We start from the raw sequence: 16,272 nt of genomic DNA on the forward strand, positions 1-16,272 counted from the left end.
GCGGCCGGTACGCTTCGGGCGTGTCCGATCCGTTCCTCTCGGCCGCCCTGCTCGAGGGCATCCCCTCGACGTACGCCGGCACCCGCGACGGCATCGACTCGATGCTGCGCGACCGCGGCCTGCGTCGCAGCACCCCTGACGACACCGCGCGCTCGTTGCTGTTGGGCGCCGCAGCGACCGCCGCGCTGGAGGGCAGCACGTACGACGTCGAGGTGCTCGCCTCGGGTGGTGGGGACGACCTCGCCCGCGGTGCCGTCCGGCTGTCCACGGAGCTGCTCGGCCTGCTGCCGGTGTGGAACCACTCCCCGGTCCAGGCGCTCGCCCGCATGCACGCCCTCGCTGCGGCCGGCTCCGTCGACGACGCCGACCTCGGCCGGCCGGTCAACCCCGACGGTGTCGCCCGGCTGACGGCGCTCGCGGTGATGCTCGGTGAGCCGACCGAGGCCCCGGGTCTGGTCGTCGCGGCGCTCGTCCACGCCGAGATCGCCGCCGCCGGGGCGTTCGCCACGCACAACGCCGTGGTTGGCCGGGCCGCGGAGCGCCTCGTGCTCGTCGCCAAGGGCGTCGACCCCGCGTCGGTCACGGTGCCCGAGGCCGGCCATGCGGCCGAGCCCGACGGCTACCGGTCGGCCCTGGCGGCGTACGCGGGCGGAGAGGCGACGGGCGTGCACCAGTGGCTGATGTACGCCTCGCAGGCGTTCACCCGTGGCGCCGAAGCGTCACCCCTTGCGCGCTGACGCCGTCGCGCGCTCGACGTAGGGCTCGACCAGCTTGGCCACGGCCTTCATGCCGGCGGCCCGCGGGTGCAGCAGGATGCCGTCGCCACGCTCGGCGGTCAGGGCGTTGGTCCAGGAGTCCTTGGCGCACGCGTCGTGCCCGGCGGAGTCGTCGCGCACCGGCACGAATGGAACCCCCGCCTCCTGGGCTGCGGAGGCCTGGGTCTCGGCGAGCAGCTCCTCGACCTCCGCGAACTGACGGACCACCGTGGTCCCGGCGCCCAGCTCCGGACAGTCGCCCGAGTCGGGGGCCAGTCGCAGGTAGCCCACGAGGACGACCTTGGCCCGGGGCGCCTTGGCCTGCACCGCCTGGATCGTCGTGACGATGCTCTGCTTCGTGGTGGCCAGGATGGCCGGTGCCTTGGCGAGCGCGCTGCCGCACGCCGCCGCCGACCGGAGCCGGGACTCGATGAAGCAGCCGTAGAAGATCGACGGGTAGAGGTTGCCGTCATTGGCGCCGATCCCCAGTGTCACCACGTCGGCGTCGGCCGGTACGTCGTCGAGCTGCGCCGGCAGGGTGGCACCGGCCAGGGGAGCGGAGCTGAGCACGTTGGCGGTGCCGGCGCCGCCGCAGCTCGCGTCGCGGACCGTCATGGGCCGCAGCTTGCGCGCCACCAGGTGGGGGTAGTTGTCGTCGCCGCGGCCGCACTTCCCGGCACCCTTGCCGATCGCCCCGGAGACGTACGAGTCGCCGAGCGCGACGTACAGTGCGCCCTTCTTGGTCGTCGTGTCCGGCGACGAGCCGTCGCAGGCCGCGAGCCCCGCGACCATCAGCACGACGGCCGTCAGTGCGCCGAGAACGCGCCGGTGCTGCATGCGATCAGTGAGGACGGCGCGCGTAGACGTCGATCACGTTGCGGAAGAACAGGTCGCGCTCGAGCAGCTTGTCGATCGGCTTGGCGAGTCGCTCCGCGGCCTTCTGCCCGACGCCGAGCGAGCCGAGGTAGTCGGCGGTGTTGAGCGAGTAGCGGACCTTGGGCTCGATCGAGACGATCTCATAGCCCAGTCGTTCGAGGTTGGTGCGCATGCTCGTCGGGGTGTGCAGCGCCATGTGGTGCAGCGCCAGACGCCGGTCGGTGATCCGGGTCGACCGGCCCTTGGTGACGTCGTGGGCGGCCATCCCTGCGGTGTCCATCGCGGACCACCGAGGCGTCTGGAGGTAGAGGACGCCGCCGGGCTTGAGCAGCTCGAGCGCGTCGCTGAGCAGGCGGTTGCCGTCGGGGACGTGGGCCAGGACGCACCACATCGTCACGACGTCGTACTGGCCGATGTCGCCGAGGGTCGACAGGTCGCCCATGAACAGCTCGATGCCGTTGCGCTCCCGGGCGAGGTCGATCGCACCGGTCGCGACGTCGTTGCCGGCGGGCCGGAAGCCCTTGTCGCGTGCCATCGCCAGGAAGCCACCCTCGCCGGCGCCGACGTCGAACAGGCTGCGGTCGTCGCCCGTGCCGACCATCGTCGCGAGGCGGTCGAGGACCTGGGCGTGGCTGGAGTCGATCACGTCACCCCGCGTGCGCTCGACCCAGCCGGCGAACCAGTCGCGGTCGACGTCGAGCAGCTCCACGAGGTCGTCGAGCTCGGGCCGCTCCGCCAGTGCGTGCAGGCCGCAGCCCCGGCACTCGTGGATGACCAGGCCTGTGCGGCGCGATGCCGGGTGGACCTGGATGTCGGTCGACAGACAGGCCTGACAGCGCGGCGGAGCCACGACCTCGGTCGTCATCTTGTTTCTCCTCGAGAGTGCGTGGAAGTCGTCCACGGTGGCGGTCACGATGTTCGTCCGCACGTCTGAGCATAATAGTCCGCCACGCCCAGCGGAGCCGATTATGCTGTGACCTGCAAGACCGGGCTGAGGCGCCGGACACCCCACGAATCCACGTAGAGGCAGGCCATGAAGCGCGCGTTCATCACCGGGATCACCGGCCAGGACGGTTCCTACCTGACCGAGCTGCTGCTCGACAAGGGCTACGAGGTGCACGGCCTCGTGCGCCGGTCCTCGTCGTTCAACCGCGGTCGCATCGACCCGATCCGCGACAACGATCCCGAGGCGGCCAAGCGGCTGTTCCTGCACTACGGCGACATGACCGACGGCGTCAGCCTCGTCAACCTCATCCGCGAGATCCGGCCCGACGAGGTCTACAACCTCGCGGCGCAGAGCCACGTCAAGGTGTCGTTCGAGATGCCCGAGTACACCGCGTCGGCCGACGGCATCGGCACGATCCGCCTGCTCGAGGCGATCCGGGCCGCCAAGCTCGAGACGCGGTTCTACCAGGCGTCGACGTCGGAGATGTTCGGCGCGACCCCGCCCCCGCAGGACGAGGGCACGATGTTCTACCCGCGCTCGCCCTACGGCGCCGCCAAGCTCTACGCCCACTGGGTCACGGTCAACTACCGCGAGGCCTACGACATGTTCACGGTGTCGGGCATCCTGTTCAACCACGAGTCGCCCCGCCGCGGCGAGACGTTCGTGACGCGCAAGATCACCCGCGCCGTCGCACGCATCGCCGCCGGCACGCAGAACGACCTCGTGCTGGGCAACATCGACTCGATCCGCGACTGGGGCTACGCCAAGGAGTACGTCGAGGGCATGTGGCGCATGCTCCAGCACGACGAGCCGACCGACTTCGTGCTGGCCACCGGCACGGGCACGACGGTCCGCGAGTTCTGCGAGATGGCGTTCTCCCACGTCGGCCTCGACTGGCAGGACTACGTCAAGTACGACGAGCGCTACGAGCGCCCGACCGAGGTCGACGCCCTGCTCGGTGACCCGTCCAAGGCGAACGACCTGCTCGGATGGAAGGCGCAGACCGGTACCCAGCAGCTCGCCGAGCTCATGGTCGACGCCGACATCGCCCTGCTCAAGGCGTGACCCGCACCGCTCTCGTCACGGGAGCCGCCGGTCAGGACGGCGTGCTGCTGGCCCGGCACCTGATCGCGGCCGGCTACCGGGTCGTCGGCACGGTGCTGCCCGGCTCGGAGTCGCCGCTGCAGCCCTACCTCGACGGTGTCGAGATCGAGTCGCACGACCTCCGCGACGCCGAGGGGTTCGAGCGACTGCTCGACGCCCACGAGCCGGACGAGGTCTACAACCTCGCCGGGTTCACGTCGGTCGGCGCGAGCTGGGACGCCGTCGACCTGGTCCACGAGGTCAACACGGCCGCGGTCGAGGCGATGCTCGCCGCTCTCGTGGCGCGCCGAGGCCGTACGGGCACCGCGCCGCGGTTCTTCCAGGCCTCGAGCTCCGAGGTGTTCGGCCCCCAGGCGCCCAACCCGCAGGACGAGTCCACGCCGCACGACCCGCAGAACCCCTACGCCGCCTCCAAGAGCCGGGCCCAGCAGGCGACGGTGCGGGCCCGCACCGACGACGGCCTGTTCGCGTGCGTCGGCATCCTCTACAACCACGAGAGCCCCTTGCGCGGCGTGCAGTTCGTGACCCGCAAGATCATCCGCGCGGCGGTCGAGATCTCTGAGGGCCGCCAGGAGTCGGTCAGCCTCGGCAACCTCGACGTCTCCCGCGACTGGGGCGCCGCGGCGGACTACGTCGTCGGCATGCACCTGGCTCTCACGCACGAAGAGCCCGGCGACTACGTGCTGGCGACCGGCGTCCTGCACTCCCTCCAGGACCTCCTGGAGCTGGCGTTCGGCGCGGTCGGCATCGACGACCCGTGGCCGTACGTCCGGCAGGACCCCGCCCTCATGCGCAAGGCCGACGCCCCCGGGCTCTCCGGCGACGCGACGCGCGCCCGTGAGCGGCTCGGCTGGACTCCCTCGACGTCGTTCGAGCAGCTGGTCGCGGAGATGGTGGACGTCGAGCTCCGGCGCGTACGCACGGGGGTCGAGGAGTCTCCGGAGTATCTCCGCGGATAGCCGCCGGTTCCCATTAGGCTGTCTCCGTGCCCACGGAGAATGACGACTACAAGCCCGACCCCACGCTCGCCAGGCTCTATCCCGAGGCGGCGGTCGGCGGCTACTCCCGGGTCAACGGCGACATCGAGTTCTACTCGCGGATCAACGCGCTCGTCGACGAGAAGAGCCGCGTGCTCGACTTCGGCGCGGGCCGTGCCTGGTGGATGTTCGAGCCCATCGCCGAGATGCCCAAGCGCCTCCGCATGCTGCGTGGCCGGGTCAAGGAGGTCGTCGGCACCGACGTCGATCCCGCGGTGCTCACCAACCCGTCGCTCGACCAGGGCCTCGTCGTCGAGATCGGCGCGCCGCTGCCGTTCGAGGACGCGTCGTTCGACCTGGTGTTCGCCGACTTCGTCCTCGAGCACATCAACGCGGACGACGCCCAGGACGTCGCCGACGACATCATGCGCGTGCTCAAGCCCGGCGGCTGGTTCGCCGCCCGTACGCCCAACAAGTGGGGCATGGTCGGCCTCGGCGCCCGCGCCATCCCCAACGGCGTCCACGTCAGGCTGCTCAAACGGCTGCAGCCTGATCGCGTCGCCGAGGACGTCTTCCCGGTCCGCTACCAGATGAACACCCGTCGCACGCTGCGCCGCCTGTTCGGCCGCAACCGCACGTACGTCTACGGCAACACCAGCGAGCCGGCCTACTTCGGCCGCTCGGTCATCGCCTGGCGCCTCGTCGCGTTCCTGGGCCGCCTGACGCCGCCGTCGTTGGCGCCGACCCTGCTGATCTTCGTGCAGAAGGCCGACGACTAAGGAGCGGTGTTCGCCTCGCTGAGGCGACGGTCGGTGCGGTGCTTCTTCTTCATCGCGGGCTTCTCGACCAGGTGGTACGTGATGGTGCCCAGGATCACGGTCGGCACCAGCACGATGACGAAGCTCACGGCGATGTCGGCGTTGGAGTCGTAGATGACCCGGTCGACGTGCTTGAACAGGAACCAGATCACCGGGTAGTGCCAGAGGTAGCAGCTCAGGCTGTACTCGCCGGCGAGGCGCGGCAGCGGCGTCTCCATGACCCGCACGACGCCACGCGAGAACCCGTCGGACTTGGGCATCTGCGTCAGCACGATGATGCAGGCGAAGATGATGCCCATGAACGGCGTGGCGTACTCGCCCGAGCCGATGATCAGCACCGCCACGGCGGCGACGAACAGCGTCGACCAGCCGACGATGCGCCACGTGCGCAGTCGCTGCTCGGACACGCGGTCGGAGACCACGATCAGCACCGCGGTGATCATGCCGAGGCCGAACAGGTCGCCCTGGCCGATGATGCTGCGGTTGATGACCGCCAGCCAGCTCGAGTCGAACTCGATGTCGACGCCACCGTGGATGCCCATCGTGATGAGGCGACCGGCGAGGCCCATCGCCAGGACGAGGAACGCCGGCACGAGCGCGGAGAACACGGGACGGCCGCGACGGGCGAGCCAGATCGCCACGGCTCCGAGGGCCGGCAGCATCGCGTAGAACGCCGCCTCGGTCACGAGCGACCACGAGACGCCGAGCCCCGTGAAGGCCGTGCTCGGCACCCAGCCCTGGAGGAGCAGGATGTTGAGCACGATCTGGAGCGGGTCGGTCATGCGGCCGAGCCGGTCGACCGTCGTGATCTCGTTGTCGATGACCGCTAGCCCGAAGCCCCAGCTCACGATCGCGAGGATCACGAGATAGGCGGGCCAGATGCGCAGGATGCGGTTGCGGTAGAACTCGCGGGTCGGGGGCCGGGTGCGGCCCTTGATGGCGGCCGACGCGAACGGCCGGTAGAGCAGGAACGCCGACAGGACGAAGAAGAACGTGAGGCCGTGCACCAGGAGGCCCGTGAGCGCGGTGCCCAACGAGGTGTAGCCGCCGGAGCCGGGCAGCAGGATGATCGTGTGCGCCAGGATCACCGCGAGCAGGGCGAGCCCACGGAGCCCGTCGAGCCCGGCCAGCCGCTTGCCCCATGAGGGGGCGTGTCCGACCTCGCGCTTCGAGTCCGTCATCGGGTGCTGCTCCGCTTCGTCGGGGCGGTCGGCAGAGCCGAGCGCATCATGTGGCTCCTCGTCGTAGAACCAACTCAGGGAGACAGTATTTCGTTACGCGGCCGCCCGCGGGGATTTGGCCCACGGAGTGCCGTGCGGGTCTCCCGTGGTGCGACGGATAGCGTGAGGGCCCTGCCGCCGTAGAATGCGACGCGACCCACGCCCTGAGGAGACGATGAGCCCCGCTGACGCCGCACCCGAGGAGTCGGCGTCCCGTCGCGGAGGCGGCCTGCGGGCGTTCCTCTCGATCGCGGCTGCCGGCTTCGGCGTCCAGCTCCTGACGGTGGCCTCCGGGCCCCTCGTGGCGCGGATGATTGGTCCGGACGGCCGCGGCCAGATGGTCATGGTCATGCTCGTGGCGATGCTGGGCGCCCTGTTCGGCGTCGGCGGGCTGATCCCGGCGATCTCCCACGCCATCGGCGCTTCGGGTGCGTCGGCGCGTGACGTCGTGCGAGGTCACCTCGGTGTCTGGGTCGTCGCCTCGCTGGCGACGGCGACCGTCGCCGCGGGCCTGGTCGCGGTGCTCGTCAGGGACGCGCCGCACCAGTGGCTGCTGACCCTCGAGGGATTCGCGGTGAGCTTCTGCCTCTCGGTCCAGTTCCTGCTCGGCGCGATGCTGCAGGGCGAGGGCAACGTGCGCCGCATCAACCTGCAGCGGCTCGTCGGCATGGCCTCGTACGTCATCGTGGTCGCCGCGCTGTTCGTCCTCAGCCCGACCGACGAGGCGACGCTCATCCTGCTGGTCTACATCCTCTCCTTGCTCGGCGGCTTCGTCGTCTGCTGGCTGATGCTGCGGCCGCCGACCGGCGACGAGTCCGTGCGGGCCGATCGCCGCGAGATCCACGCGTTCGCCCGGCGGGGCTTCATCAGTGGCCTCAACGCCCTCGACTCGTGGGGCCTCGACCAGCTGCTCGTCGGCCTCGTGCTCGGCTCGTCGGCCCTGGGTCTCTACGCGGTGGCCGCCTCCGCGACGAGCTTCCCGTCGATCGTGCTGGCCGGCGTCGCGTCGATCCTTCTGCCGCGCATGGCCGCGCTGCCTCCTGCCGGCGCGAGCCAGGTCATGCGGCGTTGGGTCATGGCGGCGATCGCCCTCGACCTCGCGATGGTGGCGGGCATGCAGGTCGTCATCGGCCCGGCGCTGCGCATCTTCTTCGGCGACGACTTCGTGCCGGCCACCGACGTCGCCCGCATCCTGATCGTCGCGTGGGCCCTCCTCGCGCTGCGCCGCGTGCTCGTCGCCGCGGCGCAGGCCCAGGGCCGGGTCGCTGCGGCATCGTTCGCCGAGGCGGGCTCGACGGCCGTCCTGGTCGCCGCTGCTCTGATCGGCATGCACCTCTGGGGCCTCGAGGGGGCCGGCATCGCGCTGCTCGTCGCCGGTGTCGTCGCCTGCGCGTGGGTCGGGTCGACGTTGTCCTGGAACGGTGAGGGCTCAGGCGAGCCCGTCGAGGTCGGGGTCACCGAGGTCATCGACATCGACGACGCCGACCACCGGATGCCCTGAACGGCTCAACCGACGGCGTCGACGATCACCGCGCGTACGTCGGCGGCGGCGTTCTTCCAGGTGTAGCGCTGCGCGAACTCGCGGGCGGCCTCGATCTGGTCGGTCGTCGTCTCGCGTGAGGCGACGACGGCGTCGGCGAGCGCCGGGGCGTCCCAGCCGTCCATGACGGTGGCGTGGCCGGCGGTGATCTCGAGCAGGGCGGGCTCGGGGGTGATGACGACCGGGATGCCGATGCGCATCGCCTCGGCGGCCGGCAGCCCGAAGCCCTCGAAGTCGGACGGGAAGACGATCAACGACGACGAGGCGAACGTGCCGCGGAACTCCTCGATCGACAGCCACGGCAGCACCCGGACGAGGTCGGTCAGCCCGAGCTCCTCGACCTTGGCCTGCGCGGCGGTGCGTGCCGCCTGGCCGAGGCCCACGACCGTCAGGGGCATGACGGGGCCGCAATCGCGCAGCAGGGCCCACGCGTCGATCACGAGGTCGACGTTCTTGTTGAAGTACTGGCCGAACGCCAACGCGTACGGCTCGGTGTCCTTGCGCAGCCAGTCGTCGGTGTGGTCCGCGCCGAGCAGGGCGAGGCGCAGCGGTCGCTTCGCCAGCCACGGACGAGCGGCCAGGAGGTCGTTGCGGGTGCGGTCGGAGATCACCGCGATGCCGTCGGACTGCCGCCAGCCGAGGTTGTAGCTGATCTTGCGCTGCGCCCGGTTCATGCGGCTGAACTGCTGCGGCCGGAGCTCGTGCCGCAGGTCGTACGCGATGATGACCCGCGGGCAGGGCAGGGGAGCGACCGTCGTGGTCGGCAGCAGCCCGAGCACCGCATCGGCCTTGAGCGAACGGGCGAGGCGCGGCAGGTCGACGTTCTGGGCCCGGATGCGGCTGAGCTGGGTGCGCTTGCCGAACGGCACCTCGTGGACCGTGACCCTGTCGGGGAACGGAGCCTCGTTGCCAGGGCCGACGACGATGTGGAGCTCGTCGCCGTCGGGGAGCTTGTCCCAGCCTGCGACCAGGTGCTCAGCGACGATGGCGAGGCTGTCGCCGGTGATGGCGAGGCCGTCGATCAGGATGCGCATCGACTAGCTGACCGTCCCGACGCGGACGCTCGCGCCCGGTGCCACGTCGCGGAACGCGATGGCACGTGCACCGACGACGGCACCGGTGCCGACCGTGACGCCGGCGAGCACGAGGCTCTGGGCGCACAGCCAGGCGCCGTCCTCGATGACGATCGGCTTGTTGGTGCAGTGGAAGTCCGAGCTGTTGTGGTCGTGGCTGCCGGTGCACACGAACGCACCCTGCGACAGGCACACGTCGTGGCCGATCGTGATGGGCTCGACGTTGTAGAGCCAGGCATCCTCGCCGATCCAGGTGTCGTCGCCGATCGTCAGCTTCCACGGCCACTGCACCCGTACGTGGTGCCGGAAGACGATGCCGGTGCCGATCGTGGCGCCGAACATCCGCAGCGCGGCGGGCCGGAAGCGGCGGGGGAACCACCACTTGACGAAGACCAGGTTCTGGAACACCGTCCAGGCCACCTGCCAGAAGATGCTGCGGCCCTTGTCGTAGCCACCCGGGGGGAACGTGGCCAGCCGGGGGTAGGTGACCTGCTCTGACATGTCTGGATCCGCTCCCTCGTGACTCATGCGCCGACGCTCATGCCGGCACTCCGACTGCCGCTCCCAGGATCTCCTCGAACTCGCGAGCGACCTTGTCGACGTCGAACTTCTGCTCGGCGGTCGCGCGCGTCCGCTGCCCGATGTCGGCCTGGGCCGTGCGGTCGCCGGTCAGGTCCGCGAGCCATCCGGCGCCGGCCTTGGCGCCGACGTCGGTCGGGTCGGCGACGAAGCCGCCGCTGTCGCGGATGTCGAGGGCGGCCGGGTTGTCGGCGGGCATGAGGCCGAGGATCGGGCGACCTGCCGCCATGTAGGACAGCACCTTGCTGGGGATCGAGAACTTCGTGGCGTCCGGCTCGAGCAGCGCGACCAGGACGTCGGCGGCCCCGAGCACGTTGGGCAGCTCGGCCGCGGGCTGGAACGGCAGGATGCGCACAGGCAGCTTCTCGTCACGGGCGATCGTCGCGAGGTCGTCGGCGGCCTCGCCCTCGGAGATCACGGCGAGCTGGGCGTCGATGCCGTTGGACCGCACGGTCGTCAGCAGGTCGATCAGGAGCCGGGGGTTGTGCTTGCGACCCAGCGTGCCGGCGTAGACGAGCCGGAGCGCGGCGTCGGCGTCGAACAGGTCGGCCGTGCGCGCGTTGTCGAGGTCGACCGGGAAGATCTTGTCGAGCGGCGCCCAGTTGGGGATCACCGAGACGTGATCCGCGGGAACGTGCCAGTCGCGGTAGACGCCCTCGAACGCGTCGCCGATCGCCACGACGTGGGCCGCCCGGCGGGCGCAGCGGGCCTCGAGACCCACGAGCACCTTGCCGCCGAGCCACGCCAGCGGGCGAGGCAGCTTGCGGCGCAGCTCGTCGGCGAGCGCGAAGCTGTAGATGTCCTGGTGCCACAGGACCCACGGCAGCTTGCGGCGCTTGGCGTGGCGCGAGAAGAGATAGAGCGTGATGAGCGGCAGGTTGCACGCGACGACGACCTCGGCCGACGACGTGCGCAGCTGCGCGATCCACTCGTGGGCGTACGCGCGCTCCCAGCGGAGCCGGGCGAGCGGCGCGTACTTCTTGAACGGCAGGTCGAGCTTGATCGAGCTGAACGTCAGCGAGTCCGGGTCGTCGTCCTGGTGCTCGAGGTGTCCCTTGCCGCTGACGTACTGCTCGGCCGAGACGTGCTCCACCGTGTGCCCGCGGCCGGCGAGCTTGCGCGACAGCTCGGCCTGGAAGGGATGGCCCGAGAAGTCGTGGACGATGACCTCCATCGCCGGGCTCTAGCCTCGGGACTTGAGCTGGTCGTAGATCCAGCTGTAGGTCTTCTCCAAGCCGTCACGCAGCGAGATCGAAGGCTCCCAGCCGTAGATCTCGTGGAACATCGTGTTGTCGGAGTTGCGGCCGCGTACGCCCTGGGGCGCCGACAGGTCATGGTTCTTGGTCACCGTGATGCCGGCGATGTCCTCGAGGATGCCGATCATCTGGTTGATCGTGACGAGCTCGGCGCTGCCGAGGTTGACCGGCTCGACGTTGTCGCCGGCCAGGATCTCCTGGGTGCCGCGGACGCAGTCGTCGATGTACATGAAGCTGCGGCTCTGCTCGCCGTCGCCCCAGACCTCGATCGTGTGGTCACCGCTGAGCTTGGCCTGCGCGATCTTGCGCGACAGGGCTGCGGGGGCCTTTTCGCGGCCACCCTCGAACGTACCCTCGGGGCCGTAGACGTTGTGGTAGCGGGCGATGCGGGTCTCGATGCCGAAGTCCTCGCGGAAGTGGCGGGCCATGCGCTCGCTGAACAGCTTCTCCCAGCCGTAGCCGTCCTCCGGGTCCGCCGGGTAGGCGTCGGACTCCTTGAGCGCCGTCACGTTGGGGTCGGTCTGCTTGTCGCCGGCGTAGACGCACGCCGAGCTGCTGTAGAAGTAGCGCTGGGTGCCGGCGTCGCGGGCGGCGACCAGCACGTTGGTGCTCGTGAGGACCGAGAGCATGCACTCGGCCTTGTTGTTCTCGATGAAGCCCATGCCGCCCATGTCGGCCGCGAGGTTGTAGATCTCCTCGGTGCCGACGGCGATCTTGTGCGCGTCACCCATGTCGGCGCAGTCGGCGACGACGTTCTCGGCGTCGGCGTGCACCTGGTACCACTCGTCCTGGGGCTTGATGTCCACGGCGCGGACATCCTTGCCCTGACCGAGAAGATCGGCGACGAGGTGGCCGCCGATGAATCCTCCGGCGCCGGTCACAAGTACGGTCATCGAATTTTCCTACCCTTTTCGTGGCCGCGGTGCCCGGGCCGTTGTACGCCTGCAGTCCACCGCTCGGTGAACGCTCAGGTTACACAACGGTGGAGGGTGTCGTTGGTTACGCCCACGACGCGAGGACGGAGTTCATGCGCGAGTCGGCCGGGCCCTCGCATACACTCCCTGTTACACCTGATCGAAATCGGTCGTGGAGAAACTCACTGAAAGGGACCACCGCGTGGACCTGCGTCAATTCCTGGGCATCCTGCGTGGTCGTTGGAAGTTCATCATCAGCACGCTGGTGATCGGGACTATTGCGACGGTCGGGCTCGTCCTCAACCTCTCACCGGTCTACAGCTCGTCAGCGCGCGTGTTCGTGTCGACCCCGACCAACGGCCAGGCCGATCCTTACGCCGCGACGGTGTTCGCGGCCCAGCGCATCGCGTCCTACGCCGACCTCGCCACCGATCCCACGGTGCTGCAGAAGGTCATCGACCGGCTCGGCCTCAAGGTGACCCGCGAAGAGCTCGCCGGCGACATCTCGGCCACCGTCGTCCCGCAGACCCTGATCCTCCAGATCACCGCCAAGGCGTCGTCACCCCAGCTGGCCCAGGACATCGCCGGCGCCGAGAGCGACGAGATCGTCGACCTCGTCAAGGAGATCGAGAAGCCTGCCGACAGCAACCTGTCGGCGGCGATCGTCGCGAGAGTCACGGGCAAGGCCTCGTTCAACGCCAGTCCGGTGGCGCCCAGCGTGCTGCTCGACATCATCGTCGGCGTGCTGCTCAGCACGTTCATCGGCGTGGCCGGTGCGGTGCTGCGTGACCTCCTCGACACCACCGTCAAGACCCGCCAGGACGTCGAGTTCGCGACCGGGAACGCGGTGATGGCGACCTTGCCGTTCGATCCGACGGTCAAGAAGGATCCGCTCAGCAGGGACGACACCGGCTCGCTCAGCGAGGCGTTCAAGGTGCTGCGCACCAACCTGCAGTTCGCCAACCTCGACGCGAGCCGGCAGATGATCGTCGTCTCCAGCGCCCTGCCCGACGAGGGCAAGACGCTCGTGGCGACCAACCTCGCCGTGTCGATGGCCAAGTCCGGTCGCTCGGTCCTGCTGATCGACGCCGACATGCGCAACCCCAACGTCGCCGACCTGCTCGGCCTCGAGAACTCGGTCGGCGTCATCACGGTGCTGATCGGCCGCTCGACGCTCGAGCACGCGATCCAGGAGCACTCCACCGGCGTGCACTTCCTGGGCACGGGCCCGCGTCCGCCCAACCCTGCCGAGGTCCTCGACACGCAGGCGATGCGCGACCTGCTGGCACACGCCCGTTCGCAGTACGACGTCGTCATCATCGACGCGCCGCCGCTGCTGCCGGTCGCCGACACCGCGATCCTCATGACCGAGGTCGACGGCGCGCTGTTGCTGGCCCGCTACGGCTCGACCGGTCGCGAGCAGCTCCGGCTGGCCGTGTCCCGCATCGAGGCCGTCGGCGGTCGCCTGTTCGGCACGGTGCTCAACCGGACCCCGCGCCGGGCGAGCACTGACGGCTACGGCTACTACGGATATGGCTACGGCGTTCCCTACGAGATCGACAAGGGGAAGGTCAAGGTCAAGTTCAAGGACTCCGAGACCGCCCTGAGTGGGACGGGACGACGGGCCAAGCGATGAGCTTCAGCGGCGCTCCGTTCGAGGCGCCGGTGATCGACCCGAACGAAGACCCCAAGAACATCCCGCACGCGCATCCCGTCGGGATGCGCGTGTGGCCGGTGTCGCTCACCGCGGTGCTGCTGCTCGGGCTGCTCCCGCTCGCGATCTCCTCGACCGTCGGCGCGGTCATCGCGATCGGTGTCGCCCTGTTCTTCCTCGCACTGATCACGTTCGGCCTGCGAGGCATGGGCACCGGGCTCAACGTGCTGGGCATGGTCGCGGCGCCGCTGACGAGCGTCGTGGTGCCGGGCGCCAGCTTCGTGACGGTCTCCGACCTGCTGTTCGTCATCGGCTTCGTGCTGCTCCTGCCGTCGCTGTTCAGCCAGCACCTGCGCGTCCCGTGGCAGTTCGCGCTCGGCGCCAGCGTCATGTTCATCGTCGGCTTCGGCACCTCGATGTTCAACGAGATCCCGATCGGCAGCCTCAGCCTCATGGTGCGCGTGTTCGCCGCGACCTTGATCTTCCCGCTGCTGTTCGTCTGGTGGGCGCCGCGTGGGCGTACGTTGCTGTTCCTCGCCGGCGGTTACGTCACGGGCGTCGTGCTGAGCCTCGTCTACGCCGTGCTGACCGGTCCCGATCCGATCACGGCGCGCTACATCGGCCTTTCCGAGCAGCCGACGGCTTTCGGCTACGCCGGCCTGCTGGGCCTGGCCCTCCTGCCGTTCGTCTACACCAAGCTGCAGATGCAGCATCGCTGGCTCGTGCTGCTCGCCGGCGCGATGTGCCTCTACACGATCTGGATCAGCGGCAGCCGCGCCTCGCTGCTCGTGGCCGGCGTCCTCGCGGTGATCTACCCGGTGATGGAGAAGTCGATCAAGGTCACCGCGGCCCTCACGCTCGGCGGCATCTTCCTGATCGCCAACATCGAGCGGATCCTCAACGAGGAGGGCGGCAACGCCCTCTCCCGCCTGCTCGGCCGCGCCGGTGCCGCCGGCTCCAACGCCGAGCGCGAGAAGGGCCTCAAGGAGGGCTGGGAGGTCTTCGTGCACCACCCGATCTTCGGCGCGGGCTTCGACTTCGACATCTTCCTGGCCCACAACATCTACGTCCAGGTGCTCGCCGGCATGGGCGTCATCGGCCTCATCGCGTTCCTGTTCGTGCTGTGGTCGATGGTCTCGCCGCTGTTCAAGGGTCCCCGGCCCTACCGCCTGCTGGCCTACCCCGCCCTGGCGTACGTCATCGCCGGTCCGATCACCCCCAACCTCGGCAGCCGCTACGTCGGCATCCTGCTCGCGTTGGCCTTCGTGGTCTCGGGCATGGACTTCGAGGAGGACGACGAGGGGCCGATCGAGACCCGGCGCTCGCTCCGGCGGGCTGCGGCCGCAGCGCCGACACCGTGACCCGGCTGCCCAGCGCGCTCCAGCCGGCCTGGCCCCTGATCAAGCGCGCGCACCGCTTCACGACGTTCGTCTCCGGCGCCGTGTTCCGCCGGCTCTCGGTCGTGTTCGGCGACCGTGCGCTGCCGCGTCGGGGCACCGCCACCACCGCGCTCACGGCGGCGCACGAGCCGCAGGCCGTCACGATCCACACCACCCCGCAGGGCGAGCACCTCGATCGCGAGCAGCCGCCCGGCGAGCCCGCGGACCACTGGGCGTTCGCGACCATGCGGACGTACGACGTGCCGGCGGTCTTCACCGCCGACATCGCCGGCGGCACCGTGGTCGGCGACTACGGCGCGGTCGTGACCCCTGGTGGCGAGCTCGACTTCGAGACCAGCCCCTACTTCGCGATCACCGACTGGCGTGAGCACCCGTTGTTCCTGCGCCGACGCCTGCCCAAGGTGCAGCACGTCGAGGGGTCGCTGCTCGCCCTGGCCACGCGTGGCGGGAGCAACAGCTACTACCACTTCCTGCTCGACGTGCTGCCGCGTTGGGGCATCTTCGCCGAGACCATGCCCGGTCGCGAGCCCGACGCGCTCTACGTGTCCAACACGACGCGCTACCACCGCGAGCTGCTGGCGCTGTCCGGGCTCGACCGGCTGCCGATCATCGAGGCCGGACGCAACGCCGCCGTAAGGGCCGAGCACCTGCTGGTGCCGTCGCAGTCCAACCCCATGGAGGTCGCGCCGCGAGGCATGGTCGAGTGGGTACGCCGGACGTTCCCTGCGGTCGCCACAGACGACAAGCCCAGCCGGATCTTCGTCACGCGCACCGGCGGCCGCAACACCCGCCGCCTGATCGAGGAGCCCGAGCTGTGGCCCGAGCTCGAGCAGCGCGGCTTCACCCGCATCGACCCCGGTGCGATGTCCGTCCGCGACCAGATCGACCACTTTGCGGCGGCCGACGTCATCGTCGGCATCCACGGGGCGGCCCTGACCAACCTGGTGTTCGCCAAGCCGGGTGTCTCGGTGCTGGAGCTGTTCACCTCGACGTACGTCAAGCACTGCTTCTGGGCGATCACCGACAGCATCGAGGGCGCGAGCTACCGCTACCTCATCGGTGGCGAGCCGCGGCCCACCGGCGAGCTCACCGGCATCCAGGCCGACATCAGCCTCGACCCGCGGCGCATCCTGGCCGCGGTCGACGAGATGCTCGCCTGA

15 protein-coding genes are annotated in these 16,272 nt (G+C 69.8%); 8 read left to right on the plus strand and 7 right to left on the minus strand.

What is annotated here, in order from left to right:
- The first annotated feature begins 20 nt into the window (after positions 1-20).
- Complete coding sequence (locus ASE12_RS13815) at positions 21-737, plus strand: hypothetical protein (protein WP_056401673.1); 717 nt, start codon at positions 21-23, stop codon at positions 735-737.
- Here ASE12_RS13815 and ASE12_RS13820 read toward each other — a convergent pair.
- Both ASE12_RS13820 and ASE12_RS13825 read right to left on the minus strand, forming a co-directional pair.
- Entirely contained in the window at positions 720-1,592 is an 873-nt protein-coding gene (locus ASE12_RS13820) for an SGNH/GDSL hydrolase family protein (protein WP_056401676.1), read from the minus strand. The two genes, ASE12_RS13815 and ASE12_RS13820, sit on opposite strands and share 18 nt — an antisense overlap.
- 4 nt (positions 1,593-1,596) lie before the next feature.
- Positions 1,597-2,559, minus strand: a complete 963-nt coding sequence (locus ASE12_RS13825; RefSeq protein WP_157412930.1) for a class I SAM-dependent methyltransferase — start codon at positions 2,557-2,559, stop codon at positions 1,597-1,599.
- Between the two features lie 105 nt (positions 2,560-2,664).
- On the opposite strand from ASE12_RS13825, the gene gmd reads away from it, so the two are divergent.
- Genes gmd through ASE12_RS13840 form a run of 3 tightly spaced genes read left to right on the plus strand, consistent with a single transcriptional unit; the run spans position 2,665 to position 5,437 of the window.
- Positions 2,665-3,642 carry a GDP-mannose 4,6-dehydratase gene (gmd, locus tag ASE12_RS13830; protein ID WP_056401683.1) on the plus strand — a complete coding sequence of 326 codons (978 nt, stop codon included), beginning with the start codon at positions 2,665-2,667 and terminating at the stop codon, positions 3,640-3,642.
- On the plus strand, positions 3,639-4,640 hold the full coding sequence (locus ASE12_RS13835; RefSeq protein WP_056401694.1) for a GDP-mannose 4,6-dehydratase: 1,002 nt from the start codon (positions 3,639-3,641) through the stop codon (positions 4,638-4,640). The genes gmd and ASE12_RS13835 overlap by 4 nt, the downstream gene beginning before the upstream one ends.
- A 26-nt stretch (positions 4,641-4,666) precedes the next feature.
- Positions 4,667-5,437, plus strand: coding sequence for a bifunctional 2-polyprenyl-6-hydroxyphenol methylase/3-demethylubiquinol 3-O-methyltransferase UbiG (locus ASE12_RS13840; RefSeq protein WP_056401697.1), 771 nt, complete (start codon positions 4,667-4,669; stop codon positions 5,435-5,437).
- Here ASE12_RS13840 and ASE12_RS13845 read toward each other — a convergent pair.
- The gene (locus ASE12_RS13845; RefSeq protein ID WP_056401699.1) at positions 5,434-6,657 is read right to left on the minus strand and encodes an acyltransferase; all 1,224 of its coding nucleotides are present in this window, start codon (positions 6,655-6,657) and stop codon (positions 5,434-5,436) included. The genes ASE12_RS13840 and ASE12_RS13845 overlap by 4 nt on opposite strands.
- A gap of 214 nt (positions 6,658-6,871) precedes the next feature.
- On the opposite strand from ASE12_RS13845, the gene ASE12_RS13850 reads away from it, so the two are divergent.
- Positions 6,872-8,197 carry a lipopolysaccharide biosynthesis protein gene (locus tag ASE12_RS13850; RefSeq protein ID WP_056401703.1) on the plus strand — a complete coding sequence of 442 codons (1,326 nt, stop codon included), beginning with the start codon at positions 6,872-6,874 and terminating at the stop codon, positions 8,195-8,197.
- Between the two features lie 5 nt (positions 8,198-8,202).
- Here ASE12_RS13850 and ASE12_RS13855 read toward each other — a convergent pair whose 3' ends face one another.
- The 4 genes from ASE12_RS13855 to ASE12_RS13870 are packed head-to-tail and all read right to left on the minus strand — an operon-like array spanning position 8,203 to position 12,037.
- The gene (locus tag ASE12_RS13855; protein ID WP_056401706.1) at positions 8,203-9,270 is read right to left on the minus strand and encodes a glycosyltransferase; all 1,068 of its coding nucleotides are present in this window, start codon (positions 9,268-9,270) and stop codon (positions 8,203-8,205) included.
- Positions 9,271-9,273: 3 nt separating this feature from the next.
- Positions 9,274-9,810 (minus strand): DapH/DapD/GlmU-related protein, encoded by a 537-nt coding sequence (locus ASE12_RS13860; RefSeq protein WP_056401709.1) that lies wholly within the window; start codon positions 9,808-9,810, stop codon positions 9,274-9,276.
- Between the two features lie 37 nt (positions 9,811-9,847).
- The gene (locus ASE12_RS13865; protein WP_056401712.1) at positions 9,848-11,062 is read right to left on the minus strand and encodes a glycosyltransferase family 4 protein; all 1,215 of its coding nucleotides are present in this window, start codon (positions 11,060-11,062) and stop codon (positions 9,848-9,850) included.
- 9 nt (positions 11,063-11,071) lie between these two features.
- Positions 11,072-12,037, minus strand: a complete 966-nt coding sequence (locus tag ASE12_RS13870; protein WP_056401715.1) for an NAD-dependent epimerase/dehydratase family protein — start codon at positions 12,035-12,037, stop codon at positions 11,072-11,074.
- Positions 12,038-12,260: 223 nt separating this feature from the next.
- Between ASE12_RS13870 and ASE12_RS13875 the strand changes: the two genes are divergently transcribed.
- The 3 genes from ASE12_RS13875 to ASE12_RS13885 are packed head-to-tail and all read left to right on the plus strand — an operon-like array spanning position 12,261 to position 16,272.
- Positions 12,261-13,694 (plus strand): polysaccharide biosynthesis tyrosine autokinase, encoded by a 1,434-nt coding sequence (locus tag ASE12_RS13875; RefSeq protein WP_056401718.1) that lies wholly within the window; start codon positions 12,261-12,263, stop codon positions 13,692-13,694.
- Positions 13,691-15,073, plus strand: a complete 1,383-nt coding sequence (locus tag ASE12_RS13880) for an O-antigen ligase family protein (protein WP_056401721.1) — start codon at positions 13,691-13,693, stop codon at positions 15,071-15,073. Before ASE12_RS13875 ends, ASE12_RS13880 begins: the two co-directional genes overlap by 4 nt.
- Positions 15,070-16,272 carry a DUF563 domain-containing protein gene (locus tag ASE12_RS13885; protein WP_056401725.1) on the plus strand — a complete coding sequence of 401 codons (1,203 nt, stop codon included), beginning with the start codon at positions 15,070-15,072 and terminating at the stop codon, positions 16,270-16,272. The genes ASE12_RS13880 and ASE12_RS13885 overlap by 4 nt, the downstream gene beginning before the upstream one ends.

It is taken from the genome of Aeromicrobium sp. Root236 (assembly GCF_001428805.1).
In the GTDB taxonomy this organism is placed as follows: Bacteria; Actinomycetota; Actinomycetes; order Propionibacteriales; family Nocardioidaceae; genus Aeromicrobium.

Coding starts and splice junctions, on each gene's coding strand:
- ASE12_RS13855 (WP_056401706.1), bottom strand. CDS start 9,270: ATGCGCATCCTGATCGACGGCCTCGCCATCACCGGCGACAGCCTCGCC.
- ASE12_RS13880 (WP_056401721.1), top strand. CDS start 13,691: ATGAGCTTCAGCGGCGCTCCGTTCGAGGCGCCGGTGATCGACCCGAAC.
- ASE12_RS13870 (WP_056401715.1), bottom strand. CDS start 12,037: ATGACCGTACTTGTGACCGGCGCCGGAGGATTCATCGGCGGCCACCTC.
- ASE12_RS13850 (WP_056401703.1), top strand. CDS start 6,872: ATGAGCCCCGCTGACGCCGCACCCGAGGAGTCGGCGTCCCGTCGCGGA.
- ASE12_RS13845 (WP_056401699.1), bottom strand. CDS start 6,657: ATGACGGACTCGAAGCGCGAGGTCGGACACGCCCCCTCATGGGGCAAG.
- gmd (WP_056401683.1), top strand. CDS start 2,665: ATGAAGCGCGCGTTCATCACCGGGATCACCGGCCAGGACGGTTCCTAC.
- ASE12_RS13820 (WP_056401676.1), bottom strand. CDS start 1,592: ATGCAGCACCGGCGCGTTCTCGGCGCACTGACGGCCGTCGTGCTGATG.
- ASE12_RS13865 (WP_056401712.1), bottom strand. CDS start 11,062: ATGGAGGTCATCGTCCACGACTTCTCGGGCCATCCCTTCCAGGCCGAG.
- ASE12_RS13860 (WP_056401709.1), bottom strand. CDS start 9,810: ATGTCAGAGCAGGTCACCTACCCCCGGCTGGCCACGTTCCCCCCGGGT.